Below are 16,502 nucleotides of genomic sequence, written 5' to 3'. Positions count from 1 at the left end.
CCGTAAGGTGGCTGGCCACAGAAGGAGGTGTCCCATGGTGCACGAGGTGCGGGCCGTGGTGGCCAGGGCCAAGGGCGAGGCGGTAGGCGTGCAGACGGTGCTGGTGCCCGACCCGGGGCCGGGCGAGGCCCTGGTGCGGGTGCAGGCCTGCGGGGTGTGCCACACCGACTTGCACTACCGCCAGGGGGCCATCAACGACGACTTCCCGTTCCTGCTGGGCCACGAGGCAGCCGGCTTCGTGGAGGCCGTGGGCCCGGGGGTCACGTCGCCCCGGCCCGGCGACTTCGTGGTCCTCAACTGGCGGGCGGTGTGCGGCCAGTGCCGGGCCTGCCTGCGGGGCCGGCCGTGGTACTGCTTCGCCACCCACAACGCCACCCAGAAGATGACGCTGGCCGACGGGACGCCCCTGTCGCCGGCCCTGGGCATCGGGGCCTTCGCCGAACGCACCTTGGTGGCCGCCGGCCAGTGCACGCCCGTGGACGCCGCCGCGCCCCCCGAGGTGGCCGGGCTGCTGGGCTGCGGGGTCATGGCCGGCCTGGGGGCCGCCCTGTTCACCGGCGAGGTGGGCCGGGGCGACTCGGTGGCCGTGTTCGGCTGCGGGGGGGTGGGCGACGCCGCCATCGCCGGCGCCCGCCTGGCCGGGGCCACCAAGATCATCGCCGTGGACCGGGTGGCCAAGAAGCTGGAGTGGGCCCGGGGGTTCGGGGCCACCCACACGGTCAACGCCGACGAGGAGGACCCCGTCGAGGCCGTCCGCCAGATAACCGGCGGGTTCGGGGCCGACGTGTGCATCGAGGCCGTGGGCCACCCCAAGGTCATGGAGCAGGCGTTCTATGCCCGCGACCTGGCCGGCACCCTCGTACAGGTGGGCGTGCCCAGCCCCGACATGCGCATCGACCTGCCCATGATCGAGTTCTTCGGGCGGGGCGGACGCCTGCGGCCGAGCTGGTACGGCGACTGCCTGCCTTCGCGCGACTTCCCGGTGATGATCGACCTCTACCTCCAGGGGCGGCTGCCGCTCAACCGGTTCGTGACCGAGACCATCGGCCTCGACGAGATCGAGGACGCCTTCGGGCGCATGGAGCGGGGCGAGGTGCTGCGCTCGGTGGTCGTGTTCGCCGAGGCGGCCGGCTGATGGCTCCCGGACCGGGGATCGAGCGGGTGGTCACCTCGGGCGTGTTCGCCCTCGACGGCCAGCAGTGGGAGGTCGAGAACAACGTCTGGCTGGTGGGCGACGAGAACGAGGTGATCGTGGTCGACGCGGCCCACGAGGTCGGGCCCATCGTGGAGGCCGTGGCCGGACGCCGGGTGACCGCCATCGTGCTGACCCACGGCCACAACGACCACATCAATGCCGCCTTGCCCCTGGCCGAGGACGTGGGCAGCCCCCCCGTCTGGCTCCACCCCGAGGACACGATGCTGTGGCGCCAGGTCTACCCGGCGGCCATGCCCACCCACTGGCTGGCCGACGGCCAGGTCATCACCGGCGGAGGCGTCGAGCTGACCGCCATCCACACCCCGGGCCACAGCCCGGGTGGGTGCTGCTTCTACGACGGGGCCGGCCACCTTTTCAGCGGCGACACCCTGTTCGAGGGAGGGCCGGGCAATACCAGCCGCAGCTTCAGCCACTTCCCGACGATCATCGCCTCGGTGCGTGACCGCCTCCTGGGCCTGCCCCCCGAGACCGTCGTGCACACCGGCCACGGCAACTCCACCACCATCGGGGCCGAGGCCCCCCACCTGGGGGAGTGGGTGGCCCGGGGCCACTGAGGTGGCCGGGACCGAGTCGCCGGGGGCTGGTTCGCCAGGCTCGGTTCGCCGAGCCCGGACTGCCGGGGGCCGGGTCGCCGGGAGGCCGGTCAGCCGGGGGCGCGCCCGTTCGCCGGGGCGGGCCGGATTGCGGGGGGCCTGGCTCCGCTCTCGTAGCCTGGGCCCGATGAGCGACCCGGTAGCCGACCCCTCCGCGCCCGAGGACGCGCCCGCGCTGTCGGCCCTGGCCGTCCAGGGGGGCGACCGGGCACCGCTGGGAGCCGCCCTGCGCCGGGACATCCGCCTGCTCGGCCGCCTGCTGGGCGAGACCATCGTCCGCCACGAGGGCCAGGCCGTGCTCGACATGGTCGAGCGGGTCCGCCGGCTGAGCAAGGCCACCCGGCGCTCGTCCCCGTCGTCGGCCTCGGCTGCGGCCCAGCTCGACGCCCTCCTGTCGGGGACCGACCTGCACACGGCCACCTTGCTCGTGCGGGCCTTCTCCTCGTACTTCCACCTGGCCAATATCGCCGAGCAGGTCCACCGGGCCGACGAGCGTTCCCATCCTTGGGGGGACGAGGGGCCCATCGGCACGGCCGTCGACGACATGGTGGCCTCGGGGGTCACCACCGCCGAGCTCGAAGAGCTCATGGGGCGCCTGGAGCTACGCCTGGTGTTCACCGCCCACCCCACCGAGGCCGTGCGCCAGTCGATCCTGACCCAGCGCCGGCGCCTGGCCCGCCTCCTCGAGCAACGGTCGAACCCCCGGGCTTCCGAGGACGACCGCCGCCGGGCCGAACGGGAGATCGCCGAGGTCGTCGACCTGATCTGGCAGACAGACGAGCTGCGCCGGGAGCGTCCGGGGCCGGTCGACGAGGCCCGCTCGGTGATGTTCTACCTCGACGAGCTTTTCACCGGGGTCGTGCCCGACCTGCTGGCCGACATGGCCGCCCACTTGGCCCGGGCCGGCGTGGAGCTACCGCCGGGCGCGCGGCCGATCCGGTTCGGCACGTGGGTCGGGGGTGACCGTGACGGTAACCCGTCGGTCACGCCCGAGGTGACCCTCGACGTGCTCCGCCTGCTGCGGGAGATGGCCCTGCGCAACCTGGCCGTGGCTGTGGAGGACCTGATCGCCCGCCTCAGCAGTTCGACACGGGTGGTGGGGGTGTCGCCCGGGCTGCGCTCCAGCCTGGCCATCGACCGGGCGCTGCTGCCCGAGGTCTACGCCCAGTTCGGCAACCTCAACGCCGAGGAGCCCTACCGGCTGAAGTGCTCATACGTGCTCCAGCGGCTGCGCAACACCCGCCACCGCCTGGCCGAGGGTGCCCCACCCCGGCCCGGCCTGGAGTACGCCGACACGGCCGCCCTGCTCGACGATCTCGAGGTCATGCGGGAGTCATTGGTCGACAACGGCGGGGAGCTGACCGCCCGGGGCAGCCTCGACCGGGTCTTGCGGGTGGCGGCCGCCTTCGGCATGGGGCTGGCCACGATGGACATCCGCGAACACAGCGAGGTCCACCACCGGGCCCTGTCGTCGGTCTTCGAACGCCTGGCCTTGGCCGCCACCGGCGAGGGCACCGGCGAGGGGACCGGCGAGGGCACCGGCGAGGGCACCGGCGAGGGCGCCGGCGAGGGCACCGGCGACCGGACCGCCTACCGGGACTTGGCACCGGCCGAGCGCCAGGCCGTCCTGTCGGCCGAGCTGCGCCGGGCGCGGCCCCTCACGTCGCCGGCCACTCGCCTGGTGGGCGACGCCGGGGACGTGCTGCGCCTTTTCGAGGCCGTGCGGGAGGCCCTCGACGTGTTCGGCGACGAGTCCATCGAGAGCTATGTGATCTCCATGACCCGGGGGCCGGGCGACGTGCTGGCGGCCTGCGTGCTGGCCCGGGAGGCGGGCCTGGTCGACCTGGGAGCAGGCATCGCCCGCATCGGGTTCGTCCCCCTGCTGGAGACGGTCACCGAGCTACGCCGGGCCGGACCGATCCTGGCCGAGCTACTCGCCGACCCGGGCTATCGCCAGCTCGTGCGCCTGCGGGGCGACGGGCAGGAGGTCATGCTCGGTTACTCGGACTCCAACAAGGACGTCGGCATCACGACTTCGATCTGGGAGATCCACCGGGCCCAGCGGGCCCTGCGGGACGTGGCCCGCCACCACGGCGTGCACCTGCGCCTGTTCCACGGGCGGGGCGGCACCGTGGGCCGGGGCGGGGGCCCCACGGGCGACGCCATTCTGGCCCAGCCCTACGGGACGCTCGACGGCGCCATCAAGATCACCGAGCAGGGCGAGGTCATCTCCGACAAGTACGGCCTGCCCACCCTGGCCCGCCGCAACCTGGAGGTGGCCACCGCGGCCGTCCTGCGGGCGTCGCTGCTCCACCGTGAGTCGAGGGTCCCCCTGAGCGTGATCGACGAGTGGGACGCGGTCATGGACGTCGTCTCCGAGGGGGCGCTGGTGTCCTACCGGGCCCTGGTCGACGACCCCCGGCTGGTCGAGTACTTCCGGGCCTCCACCCCCGTCGAGGAGCTGGCCGCCCTCAACATCGGCTCCCGTCCCATCCGCCGGGCCGAGGGTGCGGGCGCGGGCGGGCTGGTGTCCCTGCGGGCCATCCCCTGGGTCTTCGGGTGGACCCAGTCCCGCCAGGTCGTGCCCGGGTGGTTCGGGGTCGGCTCGGGCCTGGCCCGCGCCCGGGCCGAGGGCTGGTCGGAGCGGCTGGGGGCCATGTACCGCGACTGGCACTTCTTCCGGACGTTCGTGTCCAACGTGGAGATGGTGCTGTTCAAGACCGACCTGGCCATCGCCCGCCGCTACGTCGAGCGCCTGGTCCCACCGGCCCTGCACGACCTGTTCGAGGTGATCGTCGACGAGCACCGGCGCACGGTCACCGAGGTGCTGGCTCTTACCGGTGAACGCCGGTTGCTCGACAACCATCCCCTGCTCCAGCGCACCCTCGAGGTCCGCAACGCCTACCTCGACCCCATCAGCTACCTCCAGGTCTCGCTGCTGTCGCGCATCCGCAACTCCATGCGTTCCGACCCCGAGCTCGACCGGGCCCTGCTCCTGACCATCAACGGCATCGCCAACGGCCTGCGCAACACCGGCTGACCCGGGCCGGTGGCGGGCGCTGTCACCGGGTCTGAGAAGATGCGGTCCTGTGAGACGGATAAGGCTCGACGACGGGCGCACGCTGACCATGGAGGACCGGGGCCTGGCCTACGGTTCGCCGGTCCTGCTGCTCCACCCCGCACCCGGTTCGCGGCTGCTCGACCCCGACCCGTGGTCGACGGCCGGCAGCCGGGCGTGGCTGCTGACCTACGACCGGCCCGGCTACGGGGGGTCGACGCCCCTGCCCGAGGGCTCGGTCCCGACCCTGCTGGGGTACGCCGACGACGCGGCCGCCGTCCTCGAACAGCTCCGGTCAGGCCCCGTGGGGGTGGTGGGCTGGTCGACGGGCGGGCTCGTGGCCCTGGCCCTGGCCGTGCGCCACCCTGACCTGGTCAGCGCCGTGGCCATGGTGGGCACGCCTGCGCCGGGCGACGAGGTCTCGCCTATGCCACCCGAGCAGAAGGCCATGGTCGAGTCGCTGCGGCCCGAGCTGGCCACGGCGACTTCGACCTTGGCTACTGCACTGGCCCCGATGGCGGAGTCCTACCAGTCGGTCCTCGAGATGCTGTCGTCGGGCCCGGCCGACGAGGCCGTGCGGACAGGCTCGGTGAGCGGCCCGGCCCTGCGCAACATGGCGCGCGAGGCCGTGCGCCAGGGGGCCGTGGGGCTGGCGTCGGACATCGTGGCCGCCACCGTGGCGCCCTGGGGGTTCGAGCCCGCCCAGGTGGAGGCGCCTGTAACGCTTTTCTACGGCGAGCAGGACGAGCTGGTCACCCCTGTCCACGGGGCGTGGTGGGACGAGGAGCTGCCCCGGTCGGCCCTCAACGTGGTCAGCGGGGCCGGCCATCTCCTCCCCCTGGTGGCCTGGAAGCAGGTGCTGGCCGCCGTCGTGTGACCCGTGCGAGCGGCGCCGCCATGGGCTAGACCGGCGGTCATGCGCATCGGACTGCTGGGTACGGGGGTGGTGGGCCAGACGCTCGGTCACCGCCTGGTGCGGCTCGACCACGAGGTCATGATGGGGTCGCGGGAGGCGGGCAACGACAAGGCGGTGGCCTGGTGCGAGGCCGCCGGGGTGGGGGCCAGCCAGGGTTCGTTCGCCGACGCCGCCGCCTTCGGCGAACTGGTGGTCAACGCCACCGCCGGCACGGTGTCGCTGGAGGCCCTGGTGGCCGCCGGGAGCGCCAGCCTGGCCGGCAAGGTGCTGGTCGACGTGGCCAACCCCCTCGACTTCTCGGCCGGCATGCCGCCCACCCTCAGCGTCTGCAACACCGACAGCCTGGGCGAACGCATCCAGCGGGAGTTCCCCCGGGCCCGGGTCGTCAAGACGCTGAACACTGTCAACGCCGACGTGATGGTCACGCCCTCGCTGGCCGGCCCGTCGCACACGGTGTTCGTGTGCGGCAACGACGACGAGGCCAAGGTCGTCGTCCGGGAACTACTGGAGAGCTTCGGCTGGCCACCGTCCGACATCATGGACCTGGGCGACATCGCCGGGGCCAGGGCCACCGAGATGCTCATGCCCCTGTGGCTGCGCCTGTGGACCGCCACCGGCACCGGCCACCTCAACATAAGGGTCGTCACCGGCCCCTGACCCGGCCGAACCCCGCGAAACCCGCGCGGAAATCGTGGGCGAAACGCCCACGATTTCCGCGCGGGTTCTCAGGTTTTCGGCTGGACGGGCGGCGCAGGGCTCAAGGGCGGGGCCAGCGGTGCCGATGCTGAGCCCGTGCGTACACGGACAGCGGCGGCCCTGGTGGCCGTCCTGTTCGCAGGAACGTTGGTCGTGGCCGGCCCGGCCCGCCCGAGCGGGTGGGGCACCGGGGCCGGCGGGACCGCCGAACTGGCCACCGGCCCGGGCACGGGCACACCCACCCTGGCCGCCCGCCCCGACCTGGCCGCCGCCGCGCCTGCACCGGCCTCGGTCCCCGCCGTTCCCACCTCCCCCGCAGCGGTGGCCGCCGTGGGCGTCCCGGCGCCTGTGCCGGCCACGACCCCGGCCGCGACGCCGGCCACGACGCCGACCACGTTCGTCCGCCGTTCGCCGCCCCCGGGGGTGGGGACGCACGGCTACGGGGACCAGGGCTGGTCGCAGTCGGCCTCGTCGGGCACGACTACGGTCCGGCTGGAGGTCTACCCGGCCGACATATACCTCGACCAGCACTTGAGCGTGACCGGGCGGGCGTCGGGGACGGGCGCGGTGAAGTCCGTCCGGGTCGACTACGGCGACGGCCAGGTCCACGACGTCTCCTGGGTGGGGCCGGGCTGCTGGTCACCGGCCCGGGACTACGACCTGGCCGTGGTCGGCGGGCCCCGCCACCTGTACGCCGCCCCCGGCACCTACACGGTCACGGCCACGGTGACCACGGTCGACTGTGTGCCCCCGCCCGGCTTCCCCCTGGTGCACGAGGTGATCCCGTTCATGCCCGACGGTTCCCCCACGCCCCGTGGCGAGTACGCCCCCATGGGCGCCGAGACGACGCTCACCGTCTCGCTGACCGTCCTCGTCCGCCCCGAGACCATCCCGCCCCCCGTGGGCCCCCCGCCCGGCCCCTGACCGCCGCCCACCGCAAACCCGCGCGGGAATCGTGGGCGAAACGCCCACGATTCCCGCGCAGGTTTCGCGGGGCGGGCAGGTTTCGCGGGGCGGGCAGGTTTCGCGGGGTGCAGGCGGGTCGGGCGGGGTGCAGGCGGGTCAGGCGGTCAGGCGGTGAGGCGGGTTTCGAGGGCGGTCAGCTCGTCGCCTAGTGCCGCCGGCAGGCGCTCGCCCAAGCTGGCGTAGTGCTCGGCGATGGACGGCAGCTCGCGGCGCCACTCGGCGACGTCGACCCGGAGCAGCTCGGCCAGGTCGTCGGGGGCGACGTCGAGCCCCTCGACATCGAGGGCGCCGTCGGCCGGCAGGACACCGATGGCCGTCTTGACCCCCTCGCCCGAGCCGGTGATCCGTTCGAACACCCACTTGAGCACCCGGCTGTTCTCGCCGAACCCGGGCCACAGCCAGCGGCCCTCGGGGCTCTTGCGGAACCAGTTCACGTAGTAGAGCCGGGGCAGCTTCTCGGTGTCGGCCGACCGGCCGATGTCCAGCCAGTGGCCCAGGTAGTCGCCCATGTTGTACCCGCAGAAGGGCAGCATGGCGAACGGGTCGCGCCGCAGCTTGCCCACCGCCCCGGCCTGGGCGGCCGTCGTCTCCGACGCCATGATCGAGCCCAGGAACACGCCGTGCTGCCAGTCGAAGGCCTCGTGGACCAGGGGGACGACGGAAGACCGGCGACCCCCGAAGAGGATGGCGGAGATGGGCACGCCCGCCGGGTCCTCCCATTCGGGGGCCATCGTGGGGCACTGGGCGGCCGGCGCGGTGAACCGGGCGTTGGGGTGGGCGGCCGGCCCCGGCGAGGTGGGCGTCCAATCGTTGCCCTTCCAGTCGACGAGGTGGGCGGGGGGCTCGTCGGTCATTCCCTCCCACCACACGTCGCCGTCGTCGGTGAGGGCCGTGTTGGTGAAGAAGCAGTCGTGGGTCAGCGTCTTCATAGCGTTGGGGTTGGTCTTCTCCGACGTGCCCGGGGCCACCCCGAAGAACCCGGCCTCGGGGTTGATGGCGTAGAGGCGACCGTCGGGGCCGAACTTCATCCAGCAGATGTCGTCGCCCACCGTCTCGACCGTCCACCCCGGCACGGTCGGCACCATCATGGCCAGGTTGGTCTTGCCGCAGGCCGACGGGAAGGCGGCCGCCATGTAGCGGCTCTCGCCGTCGGGGGAGGTGATCTTGAGGATCAGCATGTGCTCGGCCAGCCAGCCCTCGTCACGAGCCATGGCCGACGCGATGCGCAGGGCGAAGCACTTCTTGCCCAGTAGGGCGTTGCCGCCGTAGCCCGACCCGTAGGACCAGATGGCCCGCTCTTCGGGGAAGTGGACGATGTACTTGTTGTCGGCGTCGCACGGCCACGGCACGTCGGCCTGGCCCGGGGCGAGGGGGGCGCCCACCGAGTGCAGGCAGGGGACGAACTGGCCGTCCTCGCCCAGCACGTCGAGCACCTTGTGGCCCATCCGGGTCATGATCCGCATGCTGGCGGCTACGTAGGGCGAGTCGGTCACCTGCACGCCGATGTGGGCGATGGGGGAGCCGAGGGGGCCCATGGAGAACGGCACCACGTACATGGTGCGGCCCCGCATCGAACCCCGGAACAGCTCGGTCAGCGTGGCCTTCATCTCGTCGGGGTCGCACCAGTTGTTGGTCGGGCCGGCGTCGATCTGCTCCCGCGAGCAGATGAAGGTCCGGTCCTCGACGCGGGCGACGTCGCCGGGGTCGGAGCGGGCCAGGAAGCTGCCCGGCCGCACGGGGTCGACAGACATGAGCGTGCCACTGTCGACCATCAGCCGGCACAGCCGCTCGAACTCCTCCGGGGAGCCGTCGCACCACTCCACCCGGTCGGGCCTGGTCAGGGAGGACACCTCGGCGACCCATTGCTGGAGCCGGCGGTTGGCGACCGTCACTTCGTCCCCTTCCTGTTCGAGGGCGCGGCCCCTCGGGGCCGTCTAACCAGAGGCGGGAAAGCCCGGGGTCCCCATGTCGACCTCGCTGCCGAGGCGTAGCTTGGTGGCTCGCCCGGCGCTGTCGAGGTCCCAGATCACCCGCTGGCCCTGGCGGAGCATGCGGAAGATCGACCCGGCCAGCGCGTCGGGCGCCAGCGGGTACTCGGAACGGTCTGTGTCTCTCATCACGGAGCCTTCGGCCGTGCCCGGATCGTATGACTTGACGACTCCTTGCATCCCAACCGAACCTTACCGGAGGCACCGATGGTCCGCGAAGCCAGTCTCATCGAGCGCCTGCGGGCGCGGCTCCCGGCCATCGGCGACGACGCCGCGGCGGTCGACGGGTTGCTCCTGTGCGCCGACGCGGCCGTGGCCGGGGTGCACGCCGACCTGTCCCTCGTCGGCCTCGACGACTTCGGGTGGAAGGCCATGGCCGCCTGCATCAGCGACATCGCGGCCATGGGGGGTGTGCCTCGCTGGGCGCTGGTGACGCTGTCCGGGCCGCTCGGGGACTACGACATCGACCTGCTCTACGACGGTCTGCTGGCCGCGGCCGCGGCCCACGATTGCGAGATCGTCGGGGGCGACCTCACCGGCGGCCCCGCCCTGGTCGTCAGCGTCTCGGTCATCGGCCGGTGCGACCCCGGCCCCGACGGCCCCGTAGGTACACCGGGACCGATCGGCGTGCCCGTCGGGACCGGTGGACGGCCTGGGCCGGTGGGCCGTCATGGTCCGGCCGGGCCGGGCCGCGGGCCCGGCAATGGGCCGGGGCCCGGCGAGGGGGCGCCCGGTAATGGGCCGGGGCCGGGCGAGGGCTCGCACGGCGAGGGGCCGGGGCCGGGCGAGGGGGGGACCGGTAATGGGCCGGGGCCGGGCGAGGGCGGCGGTTGGGCACCGAGCCGCGGGGCCGGCGAGGAGGGGCCGGGGCCCCGCGAGGGCTCGCCCGGCGAGGGGTCACCCGGCGAGGGGTCACCCGGCGAGGGGCCGGGGGTGGGTGAGGGCGGCGGTTGGGCGCGGGGCCGCGGGCCCGGCAATGGGCCGGGGGTGGTGTACCGGTCGGGGGCCAGGCCCGGTGACCGGTTGTTCGTCACCGGCGCCCTGGGGGCGTCGGCTGCCGGCCTGGCCCTGTTGCGGGCCGGGCGGGCGGCGGACGGGCCCGACCTGGTGGCCGCCCACCGGCGGCCCCGGGCCCGGGTGGAGGCGGGCCGGGCCGCTCGCGACGCGGGGGCCACGGCCATGATCGACGTGTCCGACGGGTTCGCCCTCGACCTGTCCCGGCTGGCGGCCGCGTCGGGGGTGGGGGCGGTGGTGGAGCACGTCCCGGTGGCCGTGGGCGTGGCCCGGGCGGTGGACGACCCCGAGGCCCTGGCCCTGGGTGGGGGAGAGGACTACGAGCTGCTGTTCGCGGCCCCCGAGCCCGACCGGGTGGTGGCCGGGTTCGCGGCCGCCGGCCTGCCGGCGCCCATTGCCGTGGGCCGCTGCACCGGCAACGCTGGGGAGCTGATGCTGGGCGACCGACCGCTGCCACTGACCGGCTGGGAGCACACGTGGTGAGCGGGCGGGCGGCCGGGGCCCGGCGGCCCGTGGGCTTGACCATCGCGGGCACCGACTCGGGGGGCGGGGCCGGGGTGGTGGCCGACCTCAAGACCTTCGAGGCTCACGGGGTGTGGGGGACGGTGGCCGTCACGGCCGTCACGGCCCAGAACACCCTGGGCGTGCAGGCCTGGGAGGAGGTCTCGCCCGCCCTGGTGCGCGCACAGATCGGGTCGGTGTGCGCCGACATCGGGGTCGACGCGGCCAAGACGGGCATGCTGGCCAGCACCGCCCTGGTCGAGGCCGTGGCCGCGGCCGTGCGCGACTTCGCCGTGGCGCCCCTGGTGGTCGACCCGGTGATGGTGTCCAAGCACGGCGACCCGCTGCTGGCGGCCGACGCCGTCGATGCCGTCCGTACGCTCCTGCTGCCCCTGGCCACGGTCGTCACGCCCAACACCGAGGAGGCGGCCGCGCTGGCCGGCTTCCCCGTGACCGACCGGGCCAGCGCCGAAGAGGCGGGCCGGGCCCTGGCGGCCGCCGGGCCCCGGGTGGTGTTCCTCACCGGCGGCCACCTCGACGACCCCGAGCGTTCACCCGACCTGGTGGTCGCCGAAGGCCGGCTCACGTGGGTGGACGGTGCCCGCATCGCCGGCCGGCACACCCACGGGACCGGCTGCGTGGTCTCGGCCGCCATCTGCGCCGAACTGGCTCGGGGCATGGAGCCGGCCGATGCCTGCGTGGCCGCCAAGCGGTTCGTGGAACGGGCCATCGCCGCGGGCGCCGAGCTGGGGGCGGGCGTGGGCCCCGTCAACCCCGGGTGGGGGCGCGAGGTGGCGCCCTGACCGCCGGCGGGGGTGGCGGGCGTCGCTAGCCCAGTTGGCCGCGCACCGCGCCGGCTGGGTAGGCGGCGGTGTGGACGTTGACGTAGTAGCCGGCCGGGTTGGCGGCGATGTCGGCCAGGACGGGCCCGGGCGCGCCGTAGCAGCCGCTGGACACGGCCGCCCCGCCCCCGTTGACGGGGTCGTTCAGGTCGACGGCGTGGGGCCCGAGGTCGCCCACCGGCCCCTCGTGGATGTGGACGGCCGTGGCCGGACCGGCCTGGCGGGAGTACACGACGGCGCACAGCCGCCCGGCGCTGGCATCGATGACGACGACGGCGAAGCCCGACCCCGTGGGGTCACCCCCGGTCGGTACCTGCTCGGTGGTGAGGGTGGTGTGCAGCACCGTGGTCTGCGCCCCGGCCGGTGAGGCGGGGACGCCGGCCGCGAGGGCGACGGTCAGGACGAGAGCGGCGACGCGGGTACGCATGGCCAGCGATGCTAGGAGGCTGGTGGCGTTCGCGTTCGGCGCGGCGCGCCGAGGCGACCGACTTACATCTGAACAGCACTTTGCCCAGTTAGCCGAGCCACAACGGGGGGCCGGTCAGCCGCCCGAGGAGGGCACCAGCCTCCTGGGCCCGCCTCGGGGGGCTCAGGCTCAGACGTCGGCCGAGGCGCCGTCCCAGGTGGCCCGCAGCTTGGGGCCCTCGACGGTGGCGAAGCGCACGCCCAGGGCCTCGCACTCGCCGTCGGGGACCTGTATGTAACCGCCACTGGCCAGCCGGTAGAGCTCGAACCGCCGTTGCTCGTCGACGATCAGCACCTCGCTGATCCCCCGGCCGGCGTAGAACGGGAGCTTGGCGTGGGACTCGTCGCCCGGGGACAGCAGTTCGACGACCAGTTCGGCCCCGGTGAGCCCCTCGTCGATCTCGTGGTCAGGCCGGGCGTAGGCCTGGTCGGGTACCCGCCAGTCGTTCTCCAGCTCGGCGAAGATCCCGGTGTTGTCGCCATAGGGCGACAAACCCCGGGCCTCGGCCACGGGCGCCAGGGCGCGGAACAGGTCACTGTTGAGCCGGGCGTGCCACCGCTTCGGGGGGTTTACGAAATGCCACTCCCCGTCCCAGCGCTCGTCTTTGCTGTCGATTCCGAGGCTTTGACGCTCGGCGAGAGCCCGGTCGGCGTTGACGAGGATCGCTCGCACCTCACCAGTATGCGTGGCCGGGCCGACTGGGGTGAACATGGGCGGCGTGGAGGTGGACTTCGGGGCGCTGGCGCGCGGGCTTCTGGGCGGGCTGGCCCTGTTCCTGCTGGGGATGGAGATGATCACGTCGTCGCTGACGGCGGCCGCCGGCGACGGGCTGCGGCGGGTGCTGGGGGCCGTGAGCCGCAACCGGGTGTTGGGGGCGCTGGCCGGGGCCGCGGCCACCGCCGTCCTGCAGTCCTCGTCGATCACGACCGTGCTGGTGGTGGGGTTCACGTCCGCCGGGTTCCTGACGCTGCGGGGGGCCATCCCGCTGATCCTGGGGGCCAACGTGGGTTCGACGGTGACCGCCCAGGTCATCGCCGTCGACATCACCGAGCAGGCCCTGGTGCTGGTGGCCATCGGGTTCGCGGCCCGCATGGGGGCGCGCCGCAGCCGGCGGGCGGAGTACGGCGGGGCGCTGCTGGGCCTCGGGCTCGTACTGCTGGGGTTGCGGGTGATGAGCGACGGGATGGCCCCCCTGCGCACGGCCCAGCCTTTCCTCGACCTGATGACGGCCAACGACCAGTTGCTGGCCGGCCTGGCCATCGGGGCGCTGTTCACCGCTCTCGTGCAGTCGTCCTCGGCCACCACCGGCGTGGTGGTGGTGCTGGCCGGCCAGGGCCTGGTCAGCCTGCCCATGGGCATCGCCATCGTGCTGGGGGCCAACGTCGGCACGTGCGTGACCGCCGTGCTGGCCTCGCTGGGCAAGCCGACAGACGCCCGGCGGGCGGCGGCCGTCCACGTGGTCTTCAACCTGGTGGGTGTGCTCGCCTGGGTGGGCTTCGTCGACCAGTTGGCCGCCCTGGTCGAGCGTCTGTCGCCGTCCCCGGGGGACCTGGCCACGGCCCAGCAACTGGCCAACGCCCACACGCTCTTCAACGTCGTCACCTCGGCCGTCTTCCTGGCCGGCGCCGGGCCGCTGGCCCGGTTCGTGGAACGGCTGGTGCCCGACCGCTCCCAGCCCGCCGACCCCCAGCTCGCCACCCCCCGCCACCTGGACCCCGCCCTGCTGGGCTCGCCGGTGGTGGCCATGGAGATGGCCCGCCGGGAAGCGGCCCGGGTGGTGCGCCGGGCCCACGACATGGTGGCCCTGCTGCTCAGCGAGGACCCGGCCCGGCGGGCCGAGGGGGCGGCCCTCGACGACGAGGTGGACGCCCTTCACGGGGCCATCGTGGCCTACCTCGGCGACCTCAGCGTGGAGCCCCTGAGCGAGGACCAGCACCGCGAGCTCACCGGGCTGCTGGAGGCCGTCAACGAACTGGAGCAGATCGGCGACGCCGTGGCCGTGCAACTGGCCGGCAAGGACGTGCCCCGGCGGGTCAGCTCCACGGCGCGCGACGGGCTGGTCGCCCTGCACGCCCACGCCCTCGGATGGTTCGACGAAGCGGCCGCCGCGGTGGTGGCCCGCGACCCCGAACGGGCGGCTGCCGTGATCGCGTCCAAGGCCCGGATGAACGACGAGATCAGGGGTGTGGCCGAGAGCCTGGCCGCCGGGCTGGGCCGGGCCCGGGAGGTGGGGCCGGCCGACTACGCCAAGGCCATCGAGCTGGTCGGCGCCCTGCGCCGGCTGCACCAGGGCGCCCGCCGCATGGCCCGAACCGTCAGCCCGTGAAACCGGTCAGCTTGTGAACAGGGTGTCGACGGCCAGGGCGAAGCCGGCCAGCAGGGGAGTGGTAAGCACCTCACCGGGGCCGGCCTCGTCGGTGAGGTCGAACACGGCCACCCCCGGCGCCGAGCGGCGGTGCACGACCACCGACCGGGCGGGTGTGTCGACCAGCCACAGCTCGGCCACGCCCACCTGCTCGTAGACCTGGCGCTTGCGCCCCACGTCGTAGCGCCACGTGCCCGGGGAGCGCACCTCGACGGCCAGCGTGGGCGGGCTGTCGCTGCGGACCGCGTCGAGGTCGGGGACAGCGCCCTCGGCCGCCCACCACACGTCGGGTTTGAACACCTGGCCGGCGGCCACCGTCCAGTTGCCGCCGATGCCCGCCATGCCCCGGGCCGGCTCGGCCCGGCACCACTCGTCCAGTGCCTGCCACAGGCAAGTGACGATCCGCTGATGGCGGAACGTGGGGTCGTTCATGACCACCTCGCCGTCGATGAGCTGCGTGGTAGGCGGCCATTCGCCGGCGAGGAACTCTTCGATGCTCAAGTGGGTCTGGGTGGCCATCAGCCAGTGAACCGGGTCAGCTTGTGAACAGGGTGTCGACGGCCAGGGCGAAGCCGGCCAGCAGGGGAGTGGTAAGCACCTCACCGGGGCCGGCCTCGTCGGTGATGTCGAACACGGCCACCCCCGGCACCGAGCGGCGGTGCACGACCACCGACCGGGCGGGTGTGTCGACCAGCCACAGCTCGGCCACGCCCACCTGCTCGTAGACCTGGCGCTTGCGCCCCACGTCGTAGCGCCACGTGCCCGGGGAGCGCACCTCGACGGCCAACGTGGGCGGGCTGTCGCTGCGGACCGCGTCGAGGTCGGGGACGGCGCCCTCGGCCGCCCACCACACGTCGGGCTTGAACACCTGGCCGGCGGCCACCGTCCAGTTGCCGCCGGTGCCGACCCTCCCGGTGGTCGACGTGGCCCGCATCCAGTCGCGCAGCGCCCACGCCAACCGCAGGACGATCTCGTTGTGGCCGAACGTAGGGTCGTTCATGACCGCCTCGCCGTCGATGAGCTGCGTGGTGGGCGGCCATTCGCCGGCGAGGAACTCTTCGATGCTCAGGCCCGTCTGGGTGGCCATTTCGGGAGCATAACACACCCTGAAAAGCCATGGAAAACTACATTCCACCGGGGCCCAGGATCTCCGTGTGGAGCGTGGCCGGGAGGCGTAGCTTGTGGGTATGGGGATCTTTGACCGTGTGAAGAACCTGGCCTCGGGGCACGCCGACAAGCTGGACGACGTGGTCGACAAGCTGGCCGACGTGGTGGACGACAAGACGGGCGGCAAGCACTCCGACAAGATCGAGTCGGCCGCCGAGAAGGCCAAGGACGCCCTCGACAAGCTCGACGGCGACGGCGAGGGCGAGGGCGACGGCGAGGGGTAGCGGGGCCCGCCAGCCGGCTCGCGGCCCGCGCTAGGGCCTCAGAAGCGTTCGGTGAGCTTGCGGTAGGCGTCGAGCGCCCGGCGGTGGCCGTGGGCACCGGAGCCCAGCAGGCCGCCCGTGCGAGCGTCGTTCACGGCCTTCTCCAGCTCCTCGAGCAACCCGCTGACGTCGTCCTCGGGGCCGGCCTTCTCGACGTCGGCGAAGGCGTTGCGCACCTTGTCGAGCCTGCGCCTGAACTGCTCGAACTCGTCGTCGAGCTTCTTGCGGGCCTTCTCGACCTGAGGGTCAGCCACCAGCCTTGACGATCTTGCCGGCCTTGAGGCAGCCGGTGCACACGCTCACCCTCTTGGGCGAGCCGGCCACGATGGCCCGCACGCGCTGGATGTTTGGGTTCCAGCGGCGGGGCGTGCGGCGATGGGAGTGGCTGATGCTCATGCCGAACGACGGCGACTTGCCACACACCTCGCAGACCGATGCCATGGCCGAGAGC

18 protein-coding genes are annotated in these 16,502 nt (G+C 73.4%); 10 read left to right on the top strand and 8 right to left on the bottom strand.

The features are described from left to right. The first annotated feature begins 34 nt into the window (after positions 1 to 34). The 6 genes from AB1673_11430 (at position 35) to AB1673_11405 (ending at position 7,403) form a co-directional block, all read left to right on the top strand. Complete coding sequence (locus tag AB1673_11430) at positions 35 to 1,135, top strand: S-(hydroxymethyl)mycothiol dehydrogenase (protein ID MEW6154582.1); 1,101 nt, start codon at positions 35 to 37, stop codon at positions 1,133 to 1,135. Then, positions 1,135 to 1,770, top strand: coding sequence for an MBL fold metallo-hydrolase (locus AB1673_11425; protein ID MEW6154581.1), 636 nt, complete (start codon positions 1,135 to 1,137; stop codon positions 1,768 to 1,770). The genes AB1673_11430 and AB1673_11425 overlap by 1 nt, the downstream gene beginning before the upstream one ends. A 166-nt stretch (positions 1,771 to 1,936) precedes the next feature. Continuing rightward, positions 1,937 to 4,849 (top strand): phosphoenolpyruvate carboxylase, encoded by a 2,913-nt coding sequence (locus AB1673_11420; GenBank protein ID MEW6154580.1) that lies wholly within the window; start codon positions 1,937 to 1,939, stop codon positions 4,847 to 4,849. Positions 4,850 to 4,898: 49 nt separating this feature from the next. Then, on the top strand, positions 4,899 to 5,744 hold the full coding sequence (locus tag AB1673_11415; protein MEW6154579.1) for an alpha/beta hydrolase: 846 nt from the start codon (positions 4,899 to 4,901) through the stop codon (positions 5,742 to 5,744). 39 nt (positions 5,745 to 5,783) lie between these two features. Next, the gene (locus tag AB1673_11410; protein ID MEW6154578.1) at positions 5,784 to 6,440 is read left to right on the top strand and encodes an NAD(P)-binding domain-containing protein; all 657 of its coding nucleotides are present in this window, start codon (positions 5,784 to 5,786) and stop codon (positions 6,438 to 6,440) included. A gap of 135 nt (positions 6,441 to 6,575) precedes the next feature. Continuing rightward, a complete protein-coding gene (locus AB1673_11405) occupies positions 6,576 to 7,403 on the top strand; it encodes a hypothetical protein (GenBank protein ID MEW6154577.1) in 828 nt (275 codons plus the stop codon). Positions 7,404 to 7,549: 146 nt separating this feature from the next. On the opposite strand, the gene AB1673_11400 is transcribed toward AB1673_11405, so the two are convergent. Both AB1673_11400 and AB1673_11395 read right to left on the bottom strand, forming a co-directional pair. Beyond that, positions 7,550 to 9,337, bottom strand: a complete 1,788-nt coding sequence (locus AB1673_11400; GenBank protein ID MEW6154576.1) for a phosphoenolpyruvate carboxykinase (GTP) — start codon at positions 9,335 to 9,337, stop codon at positions 7,550 to 7,552. Between the two features lie 42 nt (positions 9,338 to 9,379). Further along, complete coding sequence (locus tag AB1673_11395) at positions 9,380 to 9,562, bottom strand: hypothetical protein (GenBank protein MEW6154575.1); 183 nt, start codon at positions 9,560 to 9,562, stop codon at positions 9,380 to 9,382. 78 nt (positions 9,563 to 9,640) lie between these two features. On the opposite strand from AB1673_11395, the gene AB1673_11390 reads away from it, so the two are divergent. Together AB1673_11390 and thiD are read left to right on the top strand one after the other, a co-directional pair. Beyond that, entirely contained in the window at positions 9,641 to 10,930 is a 1,290-nt protein-coding gene (locus AB1673_11390; protein MEW6154574.1) for a thiamine-phosphate kinase, read from the top strand. Beyond that, a complete protein-coding gene (thiD, locus tag AB1673_11385) occupies positions 10,927 to 11,751 on the top strand; it encodes a bifunctional hydroxymethylpyrimidine kinase/phosphomethylpyrimidine kinase (GenBank protein MEW6154573.1) in 825 nt (274 codons plus the stop codon). Before AB1673_11390 ends, thiD begins: the two co-directional genes overlap by 4 nt. Before the next feature lie 25 nt (positions 11,752 to 11,776). On the opposite strand, the gene AB1673_11380 is transcribed toward thiD, so the two are convergent. Next, on the bottom strand, positions 11,777 to 12,217 hold the full coding sequence (locus AB1673_11380; GenBank protein MEW6154572.1) for a CHRD domain-containing protein: 441 nt from the start codon (positions 12,215 to 12,217) through the stop codon (positions 11,777 to 11,779). Positions 12,218 to 12,385: 168 nt separating this feature from the next. Further along, entirely contained in the window at positions 12,386 to 12,928 is a 543-nt protein-coding gene (locus AB1673_11375) for a Uma2 family endonuclease (GenBank protein ID MEW6154571.1), read from the bottom strand. A 13-nt stretch (positions 12,929 to 12,941) separates the two neighbouring features. Between AB1673_11375 and AB1673_11370 the strand changes: the two genes are divergently transcribed. Next, positions 12,942 to 14,582: a Na/Pi cotransporter family protein gene (locus tag AB1673_11370; protein ID MEW6154570.1), complete on the top strand. Its 1,641-nt coding sequence runs from the start codon at positions 12,942 to 12,944 to the stop codon at positions 14,580 to 14,582. A 6-nt stretch (positions 14,583 to 14,588) separates the two neighbouring features. Here AB1673_11370 and AB1673_11365 read toward each other — a convergent pair whose 3' ends face one another. After that, positions 14,589 to 15,140, bottom strand: coding sequence for a Uma2 family endonuclease (locus AB1673_11365; protein MEW6154569.1), 552 nt, complete (start codon positions 15,138 to 15,140; stop codon positions 14,589 to 14,591). A gap of 16 nt (positions 15,141 to 15,156) precedes the next feature. Further along, positions 15,157 to 15,708, bottom strand: coding sequence for a Uma2 family endonuclease (locus AB1673_11360; protein ID MEW6154568.1), 552 nt, complete (start codon positions 15,706 to 15,708; stop codon positions 15,157 to 15,159). A gap of 100 nt (positions 15,709 to 15,808) precedes the next feature. Between AB1673_11360 and AB1673_11355 the strand changes: the two genes are divergently transcribed. Further along, the gene (locus AB1673_11355; protein MEW6154567.1) at positions 15,809 to 16,012 is read left to right on the top strand and encodes an antitoxin; all 204 of its coding nucleotides are present in this window, start codon (positions 15,809 to 15,811) and stop codon (positions 16,010 to 16,012) included. 38 nt (positions 16,013 to 16,050) lie between these two features. Here the strand turns inward: AB1673_11355 and AB1673_11350 are convergent, their stop codons facing one another. Together AB1673_11350 and rpmB are read right to left on the bottom strand one after the other, a co-directional pair. Beyond that, positions 16,051 to 16,305 carry a hypothetical protein gene (locus AB1673_11350; GenBank protein ID MEW6154566.1) on the bottom strand — a complete coding sequence of 85 codons (255 nt, stop codon included), beginning with the start codon at positions 16,303 to 16,305 and terminating at the stop codon, positions 16,051 to 16,053. Further along, entirely contained in the window at positions 16,298 to 16,492 is a 195-nt protein-coding gene (gene rpmB / locus AB1673_11345) for a 50S ribosomal protein L28 (GenBank protein ID MEW6154565.1), read from the bottom strand. Before rpmB ends, AB1673_11350 begins: the two co-directional genes overlap by 8 nt. Positions 16,493 to 16,502 lie beyond the last annotated feature (10 nt).

It is taken from the genome of Actinomycetota bacterium, from assembly GCA_040754375.1.
Taxonomy (GTDB): domain Bacteria; phylum Actinomycetota; class Acidimicrobiia; order Acidimicrobiales; family AC-14; genus JBFMCT01.
Note: the sequence above shows the minus strand (reverse complement) of the source record. Positions and strands in the feature narration are given on the sequence as shown.